Consider the following 14,371-nt stretch of genomic DNA (forward strand, 5'->3'; position numbering starts at 1 on the left):
GCAGAAAGTCACAGCCAAAATGAACCTACAGTGGAGAGCGTCTTGAACCTGATGGTAACAGCTCTTGGTCTGAGCCAGGACTTTCTCCAAAAATCAGCCTTCAACAAATGCAAAGAACGAATCGAAAGGCTGCTGTCATCAGTAAGCTATATCGGCCCCCTCATGAAAAGATTTCATGAGGCCCTGGGCGCCAGAGACGATCTGGACGTGGAACAAAAAGAGCAGGCTCTCAACCAGATTGAGCAGCTTATACATGAAACCGCCGTGGCTTGAATGTGTTACCCGCTGGACCGGATTTTGTTCGAATTTTTATTGCAACAGCACAGCTAAATTCGAAGTGGTATTCGTCATCTGACAAGAAACCAAGGGTCGAGCGAAGTGCCTGCTGAATTTCTGGGCCGTTCCAAAAACCTGGGTTCCTTACTGGAATGAGAAAGTGCAAATCCCTGCACCAGTTGTTACCAAAGGAGTCAACATCGTCTTCTCGTTTAATCGCCTGGTCGGCGCTGTAAACGTAAGTTGCAATCTCGAGAAGATCCTGGAAGGCGTCCGGCACGTCCTTGCACATCTTTTTGTGAATATCTTCGATTCTCAGGGTGATTTTGTCCGGTCCGTCATTACCCCAAAGTCGAAGGCGCAGGTCCCTCTCTGGGTTTTCCTCAATCCCATCCGTCGGCGCGGTCCCACAAATGACATATCGTTTATCTTGCATCAGCCCGCGCTCCTTCTTTTAGCTCGTCCTTCATCTTTTTCAGCGCGTAAGAGGCAAAGCCGTTGGATGACTCCCTGGAAATGTCGCCACCTTCTTCATATCTGTGTTTTGAAAACCAATCTGCAGAAAACCGCTCCACGATCATCGAGGCTTCTTTGCAATGTGTTTCCAATGCCTTATCAAACTGGTTCATTTCATTCATGGTGGGAAAACGCAGTCCCTCGCCAAGTTGTGAACCCAAAGTTTTCGTTAGAAAATAATTCATGCTTTCATTGGCCAGTTTTGAGAAGAATGTTCTGGAAAGTTCTCCAAATTCGCGTTTTTTTCCCAAAGAACTTAGCGCGGCTTGAAGGTCGTTGGCATCCGGAGTGAAGAGAGAAGGTAATTTGGGTCTGACGTGCTCAACTATCGCACCAACCAATGCTCTTTGAGCAATCTCGCCAAGATCCCCACGTCTTCCGTTTTCTACCCTCTTGTTATCGAGGGCTTCGGATATCGCCGCTGTAAGGTCGGGAAGCGATGTTTCTTCGGATAATCTGACCCCATGGGTAGCAAGATGATCTTGAAAATTATCTTTCTTGGCCGCTATGGCGAGTTGGGTCATTAACCAGACGGCTTCGGTGAAACCTTTATCATCAAGCACAAAAGAAAAGGCCTTGTCAGCCGCCCGGATTGTGGCGTTTGCAATTTGGGACACGTCGGCACCGGCCGCGATCAGGCCGACCACCTCTTTCCATGCCCTCGACCTTGGAAGGCTTCCAAGTCTGACGTGCCCCATGTCGATCTCCTTATTGTTCGCGACCCAGCATCGTTATTCGGGCCTCCTGATGACGACGATGCTTCGGGCCTTACGAGCTTCTTTCTTCAGATAGCCTTTCCGTACCAGTTGAGCGATCTGCTCGTGGGCGCTCGCGTGGCTGATACCAAGGACTTCCGACAATTCTTTCACCGTTGGCGGCAACCCCTTTTCATCGATGATTTGGCAAATGACCCTCAGCGTGTTGGCTTGTGGGTCGGTTATTTCCGATACCTTTTTCTTTCCCATGGCGATTGCTCCGTGTCGTAGCCACTGAGCGGATTAAGCCCAATTGATGACCACAAAATATACGACCTGATGAACATCAGGTCAATCAAAAAAACAGGACTTCTCGTCTGATTCCGTCATCTTGCACGTCCATCCGGTAGGTAACGAACGTAAGTCCGGCTTAGCCCGGGCGTAACCAGATAACCGACCAGAGGCGGAGCTGAGGCGGTTGTGGGTGCCAACGAACGCGCATCCCGACCGCCACCGTTTTCTGGCATCCACACCATCCAGCCCCCCGGTCCCACCGGAGGTGTTCGATGTTGGATGTACAGGAAATGAATGATGGGCCGGGGCTTGATGACCTTGGCGAAAACGGCAAACCCGGCCGCCTGTCGGGTGAGGCGAGGCTCCAGTCAGCCGCTTCCATTCTGGCCACGGCGATCCTGCGCCGAAAGGCAAAAAACGCATGTGTGGGCAATGAGTTAGAGGTTTTCGAAGATTCTTCCCCCGTGCTCGGAGAAGGACTTGATTCATTGCCGGAACAGAGCATTCATTCATGACAACTCGTCCGGAAACCAAAATAAGGAGTTGAAAATGAATGAGTTACAGAACGCCGCCACGGGCGGCAAGAATCAGGACCGAACCCGAAACTCGGTCCTTCGGCAGATGGCCCTGCTGCAATCCATGTCCCTGGAGCAGCTCCGGGAAAAATGGCTCGACCTCTACGGCGAAGAGCCGCCCCAGTACAAAAAGCAATTCCTCATCAAGCGGCTGGCTTATCGCATCCAGGAGCTTTTCTACGGCGGGCTGTCCGAGCAGGCCAAGGTCCATCTCCAGCAGGCCGCCAAGGAGGACCCGGTAGCCACTGTCAATCGACGCATCCCAGAAGAGCGGAAATCGAACGAGGCGCTCCTGCCCGGGACCAGACTGGTGCGGGTCTGGAACGACCGGCGCTATGAGGTGATCGTCCTTGCCGATGGCTATGAGTTCGAAGGCCGCACCTTCCGGTCGCTCAGCGCGGTGGCCAGGGAGATCACCGGGACGCGCTGGAACGGCAAGGTCTTTTTCGGGCTGAAGAAGGTTTACGGCAGAAAAGCCGAGGGAGGTTCGGATGCTTGATAACAGCAATGTCGCGCCGGGCAAGAACAAGACCCTGCGCTGTGCCATCTACACCCGCAAGAGCCACGAGGAAGGTCTCGAACAGGAGTTCAACTCGTTGGATGCCCAACGGGAATCGGCGGAACACTATATCGAAGCTCAGAGGATGCGGGGCTGGACGGCTCTGCCGGATCGCTATGACGATGGTGGTTTCTCGGGCGGGAACATGGAGCGTCCGGGGCTGCGCCGCCTGCTGGCGGACATCGACGCCGGGAAGATCGATGTGATCGTCGTCTACAAGGTCGACCGGCTGTCCCGCTCGCTGCTGGACTTCATGAAGATGATCGACCTCTTCAACGAGAAGGGTGTCAGCTTCGTCTCGGTCACCCAGCACTTCAGCACCACCGATCCCACCGGCCGAATGTTTCTCGGTATCCTGATCACCTTCGCCCAGTACGAGCGGGAGGTCATCGCCGAACGCATCCGGGACAAGGTGGCGGCAGCCAAGCGCCGGGGGAAATACTGCGGCGGCGTGCCCATCCTCGGATACGACGTTGACCGGGATAATAAGAAGCTGCTGGTCAACCCCGATGAGGCCAAGACGGTGCAGTACATCTTCCGCCGCTTTATCCAGATCGGCTCGGCCAAGAAGCTGGGCCAGGAGCTGAACGAACAGGGTTACCGCACCAAGGCCTGGACCACCAAGAAAGGCAAAGTCCGTGAGGGCTCCGAATGGAACACCGCCCATATCTACCGGCTGCTCAACAACCGGATCTATATCGGCGAGATCGCCCACAAGGACCGCAGTTACCCCGGCGAGCACGAAGGGATCATCGACCGGGCGACCTGGGACAAGGTGCAGGCCATCCTGGAGGACAACAAACCGGTCAAGGTATCCATGGCCAGAACCAAAATGGTCGCCCCGCTGAAAGGCGTCATCCGCTGCGGCCACTGCGGATGCGCGATGGGACCGACCTACGCCCGCAAGAACGGCCGCCACTACACCTATTACATCTGCCAGAAGGACAGCAAACGGACCGTGAGTCGGTGCCCGCTCAAACGGATTCCCGCCGGGGACATCGAGCAGGCGGTGATCGAGCAGTTGAGCGCGGTGTTCCGCACACCGACGCTGGTGGCCAAAACCTACTTCGCGGCCCGGGACATCGAGCAGGTGGAGCGGGAGCGGCTGTTCAAGCAGAAAGCCCAACTCGAGATGGAGCTGTCGCAGGCGCGGGAGCAGGCACTCGAACTGATGAAGCCCGGCAGCGATCAGCCGGGCAAGGCAGAGATGCTGACGACCGTCAACCGCCAGGCGGTCGAGCTCTCGAAACAACTGACGCACGTGAGCGAGCGATGCAGAGCCTACCGGGGGAACAGCATCACGGAACAGGATGTATCGGAGGCCTTCCAGAATGTCGAAGGCTTCTGGGAAGACCTTTTCCCGGTGGAGCGAAACCGGCTCATCCGCCTCCTGGTGGATAAGGTCGAGATCCGCGAGACCGGGATCGACATGGAGCTGCGCACCAACGGGCTGACAACGCTCATCGCCGAGCTGGCCGGTCTGGCATGCGAAGTCACCGAACGGAGGGCAAGCCGATGAAAATGAAGCCGACCATTACCGTTGCGGACAACGGCAACCTGCAGATCCACATCCCGATGCTGATCCGGCGCATGCGTGGCCGCAAGACGGTCATCGCTCCCCAGGCCCTGGATGGAGAAATCACCGGAGCGCAGGAACCGGTGCAGTCCGCCGTCCTCCAGGCGCTGGGCAGGGCCTTTTCCTGGGCCGACATCCTCGAATCCGGCCAGATCAGGTCCATCAGCGAGCTTGCCCGTACCCTCGACGTCGATGGCTCGTATGTGGCCCGCATTCTCAAGCTGACGACCCTGGCCCCCGACATCGTCGAAGCCCTGATCAACGGCGAGGAACCCAACGGGCTCTCGCTGGCCAAACTGACCCAGACCTTCCCGGAGGACTGGGCCGAGCAGCGCCGCCAGTTCGGCTTTGCCACCGACTGACGACCGGACCGGAGACCGCCCCAGAGAGCCGACCATCAGCGTCGGCTTTTCTTCTTTAGGGGGCAGGAAGCCGGAGTTGACCGCGCTTCTTTTCATGGCCGAGGCGGGCAATTTCGAAAAAAACGTCCGGTTGCGGCATCGAACGATGACCTAAGACAACCGTCAAAAATGGCAATCTGCCGCAAACCCATATCAATCAAGGATGTAACTTTCCGGACGCGCTTCGGACTTCGTCCGGAGAAAACAGAGAATCAGGGGCCAAACAGAGAAAGAAAGGCAGGAAGATGGGGAGAATCGGTGGTGCGGAGAGGTGCTTTGGAAAGATGTGAAACGGGCGCAAACCCTTTAGAAACAAGGGGAAAAAGAAAACCCGTCACCCCGGAGAATGACCCCAGAGAGACGGGTTTGTCTTTTCTAAATGGTGGAGGCGGCGGGAGTCGAACCCGCGTCCGAAGACACTCCACAAGAGCATCTACAGGCTTAGATCAGGTATTGGTTTGGGTGCAAAAGGGGCCCCTGATCCGGCTCTTTTGCACCCAGCCTTCCTGGAGTTTTAACCGGTATGCCGGAAGGCGAACATACCTGGCGAGCCTGATAAGGTCGTCGCTCTCACTAGCCTATCAGGCATCAGCCGTGAGAGCGCTGGCTGTTCTATGCAGCCAGGGCGTAATCGTAGTCGTTGGCAACTATTATTTTGCCGCGTGTTTTACGAGGCCTCGCGGCACCTCGGCCTGCAACCCTTGCTTCATTGCCTCCGTCGAAGCCGTTGCGCCCCCATGGAGTATGAAGCTGATGTCAAAGATCAGCAGCTGCGGATTCTTGTCCGCATCAAATAGTATAAGACCTATCTGTGGTTTGGCAAGAGGAGAGGGGAAGATTGGTAGCGAGGGAGGGACTTGAACCCCCGACACTGCGGATATGAGCCGCATGCTCTGACCGACTGAGCTACCTCGCCACCGTGCCGTTGCAACCAGGATCTATATCCAATTTGCGGCCAAAAGGCAAGGGGTAAATTCTCCCCTTTTTGCAGGTTATTGCTGATGTTTGGTTTCTGCGCTAAATTATGGCCCTTGGCCCCAGGGAGTGGGGTTTCATACACCCCACATGCCTGAGAAGCCGCAAGCCCGCTTGGGCAAACATGAAAATAACGCTGAGGATCACTGGCGCGAAGAATGAGCATCCAGTGCATCCGTTTGTTGTGATTTTCTTTCTTCGGGTTCGTAATCGCTATCCGGATCGATATCCATAAGCCGAGGGTTCCTCCTGCACCGAATGACATATTCTTTCGATTTCGACAGCGATCCCGATTTCGATCTGGATTATCCCAACAAACATGTAATCTGAAGGATGCTCAATGGTCATTGCCAGCGAAGCGAAGCAATCCCGGGATTTGAGATTTTTTGACTGGTAGAGTTCAAGCCATATGTTCCATATTCACAGCGAGTTTTCTCCCAAAGGGGACCAGCCTCAGGCCATTCAGGCCCTGAGCGAAAACATAGAGCAGGGGGTCTCCAACCAGGTCCTTTTGGGAGTAACCGGTTCGGGCAAGACCTTCAGCATGGCCCATGTCATCGCTGCCTGTCAGCGTCCCACCCTGATCATGGCCCCGAACAAGACCCTGGCCGCCCAGCTGTACAGCGAGTTCAAGCAGCTGTTTCCGGACAATGCGGTGGAGTACTTTGTCAGCTATTACGACTACTATCAGCCCGAGGCCTATCTCCCTCATTCCGATACGTACATCGAGAAAGACTCGTCTATGAACGACAACATAGACAAGCTCCGGCATGCGGCCACCTATTCCCTGCTGACCCGCCGGGACGTGATCATTGTGGCCTCGGTCTCCTGCATCTACGGCTTGGGCTCCCCGGAGTACTACGAAAAGATGGTCATCCCGGTGGGGGTGGGGCAGCAAATGAGCCTGGAACACCTCATGGACCGGCTGATAGAGATCACCTATGAACGCAACGACTACGACTTTCACCGGGGCACGTTCCGGGTCCGCGGCGATGTCCTGGAGGTCATCCCGGCCTACAAGCGGGAACAGGCCCTACGGATCGAGTTCTTCGGAGACGAGATCGATGCGATCCACGAAATCGACCCCTTGACCGGAGAGATCCTTGCTCCCCAGGACAAAATCCTTATCTTTCCGGCCAGCCACTATGTCTCGGACCGGGACAATCTGCACCGGGCCATGCAGGACATCCGGGATGAGCTGCAGGATCGTCTGCAGCTTTTCCACAGTCAAAACAAGCTGGTGGAGGCCCAGCGCCTGGAACAGCGGACAATGCTCGATCTGGAAATGATCGAGGAGCTGGGCTATTGCAACGGGATCGAGAACTACTCCCGCCATCTGGACGGCCGGGCGCCGGGGACGCCTCCTTCCTGCCTTCTGGACTATTTTCCCCAAGACTTTCTGCTGTTTATCGATGAATCCCACGTCGGGGTGCCCCAGATCGGGGGCATGTTCAACGGGGACAGGTCCAGGAAGCAGACCCTGGTGGATTACGGATTTCGCCTCCCGTCGGCCCTGGACAACAGACCTTTGTCCTTTGATGAGTTCCTGAATCGGCTGAACCAAACCGTGTATGTCTCGGCAACCCCTGCCGAGTGGGAAGTCGAACGCTCCCAGGGAATAGTGGTGGAACAGATTATTCGGCCCACAGGATTGGTCGATCCGATGATCAAGGTTCAGCCAACGCAGGGGCAGATGGATGATCTGCTCACAGAGTGCAAGGCCAGGGAAGAACAGGATGAACGGGTCCTGGTCACCACCCTGACCAAGCGCCTGGCTGAAGATCTGACCGAATTTCTGCAGGGCAGGGGAGTGGCCACCCGCTATCTGCATTCGGACATCGACACCCTGGAGCGGGTGTCCATTATCCATTCCCTGCGCCAGGGGGAGTTTTCCGTTCTGGTGGGCATCAACCTCCTGCGGGAAGGCCTGGACATACCGGAAGTATCCTTGGTAGCTATCCTGGATGCGGACAAGGAAGGGTTTCTGCGCTCCACTAGATCGCTGATCCAGACCTTCGGCCGGGCATCCAGAAATGTGCACGGCACAGTGCTTATGTACGCGGATACGGTCACCAAGAGCATGCAGGCGGCCATGGAGGAGACCGAGCGACGCCGGCAGCTGCAGCTGGAATTCAACGAACGGCATGACATTGTGCCCCAGACCATCCATAAGGGATGGTCAAATCCCCTGTACGAGGTCAGTGAAGAGGCCAAGCAGAAGACCCAGGCCGTGGCGGCCGAAGACCCGTCCAAGTACGCGAATGATCCGAAGGCATTGGCCAAACGCATTTCTGCCCTGGAGCGTGAGATGCGCCAGGCGGCCCAAAAGCTGGAGTTTGAGCATGCGGCCGAGCTCAGGGACACCATAGCCAGCCTGCGGGAAATGCTGGTCAGTTGACAGCGGAGCTCAGACCTTTACAGATATCTCCAACACGCATTCATTTGAGAAGGAGTGAAGAGCATGTCCCAAACCAATATCCTCGTCATGGGAGCCAGCGGACGCATGGGATCCATGCTGGTCAAGCTTGCAGAGCAGGATCCGGGCCTGAACCTTGTCGCCATGCTGGAGCGTCAGGACTGTGTGTCCAACCTCCCGGACGCGGACTGTGTCCACGGCTTTGATCTGGACCATGTCCTGTCCCAGGCCGGCCCTGGGGTGATCATCGATTTCACCCAACCCGAGGCCACTGTTGAAACCGCCCGTATCGCCCGTTCCCACCAGTGCCCGCTGGTCATCGGGACCACCGGTCTGAACAAGGAGCAGGACATCCTTATCCAGGATGTGGCATCCCAGATCCCCGTCTTTTGGACCCCGAACATGAGCATCGGCATCAGCGTGCTGTTGGAGCTGCTGCCCAAGCTGGCCCAGGCCTTGGGACCGGCATACGATCCGGAGCTGATGGAAATCCACCACCGGATGAAGAAAGACGCTCCCAGCGGCACGGCCCTCAAGCTGGCCCAGGCAGTGGCCAAGGCCAAGGACTGGCCGGAGGAGGATTCCCTGCGGCTGTGCCGGGAGGGGATGGTCGGAGAACGTCCGGACCGGGAAATCGGAGTCCAGACCCTGCGCGGCGGCGATGTGGTCGGGGAGCACACGGCCTATTTTTTCGGTCCAGGAGAACGAATCGAGGTCACTCACAAGGCCTCTTCCCGGGAGACATTCGCCCAGGGAGCCCTTCGGGCCGCGAAATGGATTTCCGAGCAGGCCCCCGGCAGGATCTACTCCATGACCGACATGCTCGGCCTGGACTAAACAGGGATCCCAGCGGACCGTTATGCCTTTCGCCCCAAGAGCCTGTCTGCTTTCCGTGCTGGTCATTTTCTTGAGCCTGTCCCCGGCCTTTGGGAAACGACCCGGCGGCTGGGAAAGGCTGCAGCCAGGACTGTGGCTGCAGATCTTTGAACCTCAGGCCGAAGCCGGTCACGAGCGGTTGTATATCTCGGTGCTGAAGATTGATCCCCGACAGTTTGACTTCCATCTGCTCACGGCTTCGGAGACTGAGGGAGAGAACAAGACCTTGCCCCAGTGGATGGAGACCCATGATCTGCAAGCCGCAATAAATGCCAGCATGTTCTGGAAGGATCAGCAGACCAGTACCGGGTACATGAAAAACTACGATCATGTGAACAATTCGTATCTGCATCCCAAATATGAGGGCTTTTTGGTCTTCAACCCAAAACAGGACGGGCTGCCCGAGATCCAGATCATTGACCGGGAGCACCATCCGGATTGGAAAACAACCTTGGGGCAGTACAGCACGGTGATCCAAAGCTTCAGGATGATCAGTCTGAACGGAAACAATGTCTGGGAACAGGGCAGCAACCGATACAGCGTGGCCAGCATCGGCATAACCAAGACTGGATACGTGCTTTTTATTTTTTGTCAGACCCCGGTGACCATCCACGATCTGAACAACGTCCTTCTCGATCTCCCCCTTGAACTCAAAAACTGCTTGTTTGTTGAAGGTGGGCCAACGGCCGGCCTGGTCGTGGACATCCAAGAGGAGTATGTCCAGGGCTGGAAGGGGACCTCCGAATCGTTTCTGTGGTCGGACGCTCCCTCATCGTTTGCCCGGCTGCCCAACGTGATCGGGATTCGACACCAAACTGAAGGCAGGGCAGAAACCGGCCCCAAAACGAGGTGAACATATGCGATACCGGTCATTCATGGTTTTTTTGATCAGCGTCATTCTGATTCTGGGTCTGTTTTCGCTTCCTGCCACTGCACAGGATATCGCCGATACTATCCAAAAACAGTACACAACCGTTTCCAGTTTCCAAACTGATTTCAGCCAGACCTTGACCAATGCGGCCAGTGGATCGAAGGAGCAGCGGGAGGGGACCATTTGGTACCAGGAGCCCACGCTGATCAGATGGCATACCACCAGCCCGGAAGAAGAGGTCCTGATCAGCACTGGAAAGACGGTCTGGGACTATTTTCCGGAGGAGAAGGTCGCGTACCGGTACTCCCTGGAGGGACGTTTCAATTCCAAAACCATGCTCAGGTTCATCAGTGGAGAGGTCAACTTGCAGGAAGACTTCCAGGTTGAGGTCCTGGGCAGTGATCAGGAAAATGCGAACTGGACCAAGGTCAAACTTATACCCAAGAATCCGGACCCCAGCCTGGTCGAGGCCACAATCTGGGTGGACCCTGAAAGCAGCCTCATTCAGCAGGTCATGCTGGTCGACTTTTTCGGAAACCAGAATCAACTCACCTTTCAGGATATAGATCTGAATGTACACATCGCGGATTCCCATTTCACCTTCCAGCCTCCGGAAGATGTCCAGGTCATGCAAGGAGGGGGACAATGAAAGAGAAATGACCTGCAAGGGATCAAAAAGGGTGAAAGGGGCAGTCGGCTCCGAAGTGGAGAGAGGTTTGCACAGATTTCAAGGCTGACCCCCAGTGCAGAATGAGTTGCTGAAAGTGAACAGGTCCCCGTCCTTGCCTTTTTTATTCTGTCAGCACCAACCTGACTTGTTTACATTCACAAAACATACTCCATGGAGACTGGGAAAGGCCTGTACTCCCAGATCTCTTTCTAGATTTTCCGCCCTGCGAAGCTGTTCGGCACATCCAAGACCGGGCCCGCTCACATCAGATCCACACCCGGGCTGTAGTCCCGCAGCCACGGATATAAAAGCCATCTTTTGGCCAAGAAAACCGCAGTCTCCTGAATTGTCCCCCGGGCCTCACCCGAAGCAGACGAGGGAAGCATACGAGGAAGGAAATGCGGGTTTTCCCTGGATGGCCTTGGGTATTCACTTGCCTTGATCACTACCTTGCTGGGACATCCAGAACAGAAGCAGAAAGAGGACCGGGGATCCTGCCGGTCCGAACTAGGCAGCTGGTCACCAACCAGCAGAACACCGGAAAATGCGGGCCCACAGCAGGATCAGCCCCAAACTTCAACCTTGACTTATTGCTTCAGCTTGCCCATATAAATGTCTCAGAATGTATATTATGTAAACTTTTATTCTCAATAAGGGATATCCTGGCCTCGACCACCTCTTCACTATAATAATAGCCGCAACCGTCACTCTCGAACCTCCCTCCTGCAATAAACATTCAAGCATTACTTGAATTATTCAGGTAAAATTGGTGTATATCAGATGGTTATGCCGATATCCATACAGGGCCTGCGCAGCAGTACTGCCCCAGAGCCCGCGGATATTCAGCAGACCCCGCAGTTCTGGAGGCGAAGGAAAAGTTGATGTTAATAAAAAGTTGACGTTTACTATGTATAAACATATGAATCCGCGTATCTCTGTGTGGTTTGTTTATATGCGGCAACATGCTCTGCGACCCGTTTTGCTGGGTCTGGACGGTGACTGGAGTTTGTCCGGTGTTGGCTTGGTGAAATTGCTTCTTGGGATGCATTTCTTTGCAACAGAACTGGGGATAAAGTTTCAGGCGTCCGGGTCCCACGCTTAATCCGGGTGGAAAAGCTGGATTCTCGCTTTCGCTGGAATGACTGAAAAGAAAGCATCAGTGTGGTTGGGTGCAAGGGAGATCGGTGCAAGTCTGGGGGGGGAGGGTCACTGGGCAAAGGCAGGCATGGACATCGAGCTCACCATCACTCCTCTGCCCTTCTGCTCTGATACTCAAGCGTTAAGGCGTGCAGGGCGGCCTGGAGCCTCTCCCTCTCCTGGTGCAAGAAAAGGGAATTGATCTTTTTGCTGCTCAGGGTATATGGTCGACCATAATGAACAACACACCTCGCTCCAGGCAGAGGAAGCTGAAATTTGTCCCAGGCCTTGGAAAACCTCTTGACCGGATGGGCGTGGACCCGAACCGGGACAACCGGAAGTCCGGATTTGGCCGCGATATACACAGCGCCCTCTTTGACCTCATGCCGGGGTCCTTTCGGTCCGTCCACTGTGAGCACTGCATCGCTCCGACTGCGCTCGATCAGCTGCAGTACCCGGCGCACTGCCTGCATCCCGTTTCTGGAGCTCGATCCCCGGGCCAGCTGAAACCCCAGGCGGGCCATGACCTGGGCCAGGATCTCCCCGTCCCGGCTGGCGCTGACCACAGCCACGATCTGTTCGTCCCGGTGCAGATAACAGGGGGCAAACAGTTCATCGTGCCAGAGGGCAAAGATGACCGGCCCCTGGGCCCTGGCTTCCTGAACAGGAGCAAAACCGAGCCGCTTGTAGCGCAAGGTCCGGGACCAGGCCCGGACAGTCCAGCTCAAAAAGGCAAACATCAATTTGGTATCCACTACATCCACTCCGCGTAGCGCACAGAACCTGAATCGAAAGAGGTGATGCCATGCCTCAAACCGATCTGATCACAGCAATGCGCGATCCTGGGCTGTATTCCCTGCCTGTAGATCATGGGGTCGAGTTTATTCAGACCCATATCTCCTGCCTCTTCTTGACCCTAGATGACGTCTACAAGCTGAAAAAGCCCGTCGATCTCGGCTTTCTGGATTTTTCAACCCTGGAAAAACGGCACCTGTATTGTCAGGAAGAAGTCAGGTTGAACTCCCGGTTGGCTCCGACAGTCTACCTGGGTGTGCTCCCTGTCTGCAAGTTCCCCGACGGTCAGTATGTTTTGGGCCGGGAGCAGGATGCGGACATCGTTGATTATGTTGTCCACATGCGCAGGCTGTCGGAAGAATGTATGCTGCCCGCCCTATTCCGACAAGGCCTTGTCGATGCAGACACCATCGAAGAATTGGCCGGCCTTTTGGCCGCATTTCACAGCACGGCCCAGCCTGTGCCCGAGCAGAGTGCCATGGGCTCCTTCGAGCGGGTTGCGGCCAACATTGACGAGAACTTTGCCCAGACCGGGATGCTCCGGGACCACGCCGTATCCTCCATCCGGCATACATATATGCGCCGGATCATATTCCGGATCCTGGACAGGGATCGGGAGGTATTTATTGCCCGCCATGCGCAGGGGAAGACCAGGGAATGCCACGGAGATTTGCGCATGGAGCATATCTGCCGCTTCCAGGGCCGGCTCATCGCCTTTGACTGCATTGAGTTCAACGAGCGTTTTCGGTTCATAGATACTGCTGCCGACCTGGCCTTTCTGCTCATGGACATGGAGTTCAACGGGTACTGGTCCCAGGCGACCGCCCTTTGCGAGGCCTATATGCAGGCAGCAGACGATGGGGATGCCCGGAAGGTTTTTGATGTATACAAAGCCTACTATGCCCTGACCCGGGGAAAGGTGTTCGGCATTGAAAGTACTGAAGAGGAGTTCAGCCCGGAGGAGCAGCGGCATGCCCTGGATATGGCCGCCCAGTTTTTTGCCCTGGCCTGGTCCTATGTGCACAAAGCAAAGCCGCCAGTGGTGATCCTGCTGTGCGGACTGATGGGAACGGGCAAGAGCGAAGTGGCCAGGCATCTGAGCCGGGAGCTGGAAACCGACGTCCTGCGCAGCGATGTCCTGCGCAAGGCCCTGTACCGGCAAGACGCACAGGATCGCAGATACGATGCCTATGGACACGGGTTGTATACCCCGGAAGCGACCAGGGCCACTTACCGGGCCCTGGTGGATCGCGGACGGGAAATGCTGAACCAAGGCGAATCCGTGATCCTCGATGCCTCCTTCAGCCGACGCGAATACAGGAATTATGCTTTTGATGCAGCCAAGGAGCTCAATGCCGGCTGTGTCCTTGTGGAATGCGTGTGCCCTGATCCGGTTTTGATTCAGCGCCTGCGGCAGCGCAATGCACAGGGAACCGACCCCTCAGATGGACGCCCTTCTCTGCTGTCGGCACAGAAGAGGGACTTTGAACCGGTTGCCGTTTCAAAATCCTGTCGGCATGTTGTTGTCGATACCTCAGAGAAACTGCCTGCTGTGCAGGAGAAGGCCCTGCAGGCAGTGCTTGAAGCCCTGTATCCGGAGACCTGAAGTTTGGAAGTGGTTATTACTCCAACGCACCTCTTAATCGCAGCAGCTTCATTAGAGACGGCAAACTCTTATAGATGCAATTCCACTTTCTGTGTCGAAGAGCCTCATTCTGAGCGAGTCTGCGAGCGAAGAA

At 55.8% G+C, this 14,371-nt stretch carries 14 protein-coding genes, 1 tRNA gene and 1 other RNA gene; 10 read left to right on the forward strand and 6 right to left on the reverse strand.

Features of this window, described 5'->3' with window-relative positions; all coding sequences use genetic code 11:
* Window positions 1–273 (forward strand): hypothetical protein (locus N902_RS17150; protein ID WP_027371139.1); only part of this gene is annotated, 273 nt, incomplete at its 5' end.
* Here the strand turns inward: N902_RS17150 and N902_RS0108805 are convergent.
* Genes N902_RS0108805 through N902_RS0108815 form a run of 3 tightly spaced genes read right to left on the reverse strand, consistent with a single transcriptional unit; the run spans window position 248 to window position 1,757 of the window.
* Complete coding sequence (locus tag N902_RS0108805; protein WP_027370640.1) at window positions 248–712, reverse strand: hypothetical protein; 465 nt, start codon at window positions 710–712, stop codon at window positions 248–250. The genes N902_RS17150 and N902_RS0108805 overlap by 26 nt on opposite strands.
* Window positions 702–1,490 carry a hypothetical protein gene (locus N902_RS0108810; RefSeq protein ID WP_027370641.1) on the reverse strand — a complete coding sequence of 263 codons (789 nt, stop codon included), beginning with the start codon at window positions 1,488–1,490 and terminating at the stop codon, window positions 702–704. Before N902_RS0108810 ends, N902_RS0108805 begins: the two co-directional genes overlap by 11 nt.
* A gap of 33 nt (window positions 1,491–1,523) precedes the next feature.
* Window positions 1,524–1,757 (reverse strand): LexA family protein, encoded by a 234-nt coding sequence (locus tag N902_RS0108815; RefSeq protein ID WP_009379056.1) that lies wholly within the window; start codon window positions 1,755–1,757, stop codon window positions 1,524–1,526.
* Window positions 1,758–2,053: 296 nt separating this feature from the next.
* Between N902_RS0108815 and N902_RS0108820 the strand changes: the two genes are divergently transcribed.
* The 4 genes from N902_RS0108820 to N902_RS0108835 are packed head-to-tail and all read left to right on the forward strand — an operon-like array spanning window position 2,054 to window position 4,853.
* Complete coding sequence (locus tag N902_RS0108820) at window positions 2,054–2,296, forward strand: hypothetical protein (protein WP_027370642.1); 243 nt, start codon at window positions 2,054–2,056, stop codon at window positions 2,294–2,296.
* 34 nt (window positions 2,297–2,330) lie between these two features.
* A complete protein-coding gene (locus N902_RS0108825) occupies window positions 2,331–2,855 on the forward strand; it encodes a DUF2924 domain-containing protein (RefSeq protein WP_027370643.1) in 525 nt (174 codons plus the stop codon).
* Window positions 2,848–4,434: a recombinase family protein gene (locus N902_RS0108830; RefSeq protein ID WP_027370644.1), complete on the forward strand. Its 1,587-nt coding sequence runs from the start codon at window positions 2,848–2,850 to the stop codon at window positions 4,432–4,434. The genes N902_RS0108825 and N902_RS0108830 overlap by 8 nt, the downstream gene beginning before the upstream one ends.
* Window positions 4,431–4,853 (forward strand): hypothetical protein, encoded by a 423-nt coding sequence (locus tag N902_RS0108835; RefSeq protein ID WP_027370645.1) that lies wholly within the window; start codon window positions 4,431–4,433, stop codon window positions 4,851–4,853. The genes N902_RS0108830 and N902_RS0108835 overlap by 4 nt, the downstream gene beginning before the upstream one ends.
* 419 nt (window positions 4,854–5,272) lie before the next feature.
* Here the strand turns inward: N902_RS0108835 and ssrA are convergent.
* Window positions 5,273–5,629, reverse strand: a transfer-messenger RNA (tmRNA) gene (ssrA, locus tag N902_RS19210).
* Between the two features lie 102 nt (window positions 5,630–5,731).
* Window positions 5,732–5,808 (reverse strand) — tRNA-Met (locus N902_RS0108840).
* 468 nt (window positions 5,809–6,276) lie between these two features.
* On the opposite strand from N902_RS0108840, the gene uvrB reads away from it, so the two are divergent.
* From uvrB to lolA, 4 genes are all read left to right on the forward strand, one after another.
* A complete protein-coding gene (gene uvrB / locus N902_RS0108845; RefSeq protein ID WP_027370646.1) occupies window positions 6,277–8,265 on the forward strand; it encodes an excinuclease ABC subunit UvrB in 1,989 nt (662 codons plus the stop codon).
* A gap of 63 nt (window positions 8,266–8,328) precedes the next feature.
* On the forward strand, window positions 8,329–9,120 hold the full coding sequence (dapB, locus tag N902_RS0108850) for a 4-hydroxy-tetrahydrodipicolinate reductase (protein ID WP_027370647.1): 792 nt from the start codon (window positions 8,329–8,331) through the stop codon (window positions 9,118–9,120).
* A gap of 22 nt (window positions 9,121–9,142) precedes the next feature.
* Complete coding sequence (locus N902_RS0108855) at window positions 9,143–10,012, forward strand: phosphodiester glycosidase family protein (protein ID WP_027370648.1); 870 nt, start codon at window positions 9,143–9,145, stop codon at window positions 10,010–10,012.
* Window positions 10,013–10,016: 4 nt separating this feature from the next.
* Window positions 10,017–10,679, forward strand: coding sequence for an outer membrane lipoprotein periplasmic chaperone LolA (gene lolA / locus N902_RS0108860; RefSeq protein ID WP_027370649.1), 663 nt, complete (start codon window positions 10,017–10,019; stop codon window positions 10,677–10,679).
* Window positions 10,680–11,944: 1,265 nt separating this feature from the next.
* On the opposite strand, the gene N902_RS0108870 is transcribed toward lolA, so the two are convergent.
* Window positions 11,945–12,592 (reverse strand): lysophospholipid acyltransferase family protein, encoded by a 648-nt coding sequence (locus tag N902_RS0108870; RefSeq protein WP_244147395.1) that lies wholly within the window; start codon window positions 12,590–12,592, stop codon window positions 11,945–11,947.
* Between the two features lie 50 nt (window positions 12,593–12,642).
* Between N902_RS0108870 and N902_RS0108875 the strand changes: the two genes are divergently transcribed.
* Window positions 12,643–14,238 carry a bifunctional aminoglycoside phosphotransferase/ATP-binding protein gene (locus tag N902_RS0108875; protein ID WP_027370652.1) on the forward strand — a complete coding sequence of 532 codons (1,596 nt, stop codon included), beginning with the start codon at window positions 12,643–12,645 and terminating at the stop codon, window positions 14,236–14,238.
* Window positions 14,239–14,371 lie beyond the last annotated feature (133 nt).

This window comes from Desulfovermiculus halophilus DSM 18834, assembly GCF_000620765.1.
In the GTDB taxonomy this organism is placed as follows: Bacteria; Desulfobacterota; Desulfovibrionia; order Desulfovibrionales; family Desulfothermaceae; genus Desulfovermiculus; species Desulfovermiculus halophilus.

What these genes read in the sequence shown, in the direction of transcription:
- uvrB (WP_027370646.1), top strand. Translation starts at nt 6,277, where the DNA reads ATGTTCCATATTCACAGCGAGTTTTCTCCCAAAGGGGACCAGCCTCAG.
- N902_RS0108810 (WP_027370641.1), bottom strand. Translation starts at nt 1,490, where the DNA reads ATGGGGCACGTCAGACTTGGAAGCCTTCCAAGGTCGAGGGCATGGAAA.
- N902_RS0108825 (WP_027370643.1), top strand. Translation starts at nt 2,331, where the DNA reads ATGAATGAGTTACAGAACGCCGCCACGGGCGGCAAGAATCAGGACCGA.
- N902_RS0108835 (WP_027370645.1), top strand. Translation starts at nt 4,431, where the DNA reads ATGAAAATGAAGCCGACCATTACCGTTGCGGACAACGGCAACCTGCAG.
- lolA (WP_027370649.1), top strand. Translation starts at nt 10,017, where the DNA reads ATGCGATACCGGTCATTCATGGTTTTTTTGATCAGCGTCATTCTGATT.
- N902_RS0108805 (WP_027370640.1), bottom strand. Translation starts at nt 712, where the DNA reads ATGCAAGATAAACGATATGTCATTTGTGGGACCGCGCCGACGGATGGG.
- N902_RS0108815 (WP_009379056.1), bottom strand. Translation starts at nt 1,757, where the DNA reads ATGGGAAAGAAAAAGGTATCGGAAATAACCGACCCACAAGCCAACACG.
- N902_RS0108830 (WP_027370644.1), top strand. Translation starts at nt 2,848, where the DNA reads ATGCTTGATAACAGCAATGTCGCGCCGGGCAAGAACAAGACCCTGCGC.
- dapB (WP_027370647.1), top strand. Translation starts at nt 8,329, where the DNA reads ATGTCCCAAACCAATATCCTCGTCATGGGAGCCAGCGGACGCATGGGA.
- N902_RS0108820 (WP_027370642.1), top strand. Translation starts at nt 2,054, where the DNA reads ATGTTGGATGTACAGGAAATGAATGATGGGCCGGGGCTTGATGACCTT.
- N902_RS0108875 (WP_027370652.1), top strand. Translation starts at nt 12,643, where the DNA reads ATGCCTCAAACCGATCTGATCACAGCAATGCGCGATCCTGGGCTGTAT.
- N902_RS0108855 (WP_027370648.1), top strand. Translation starts at nt 9,143, where the DNA reads ATGCCTTTCGCCCCAAGAGCCTGTCTGCTTTCCGTGCTGGTCATTTTC.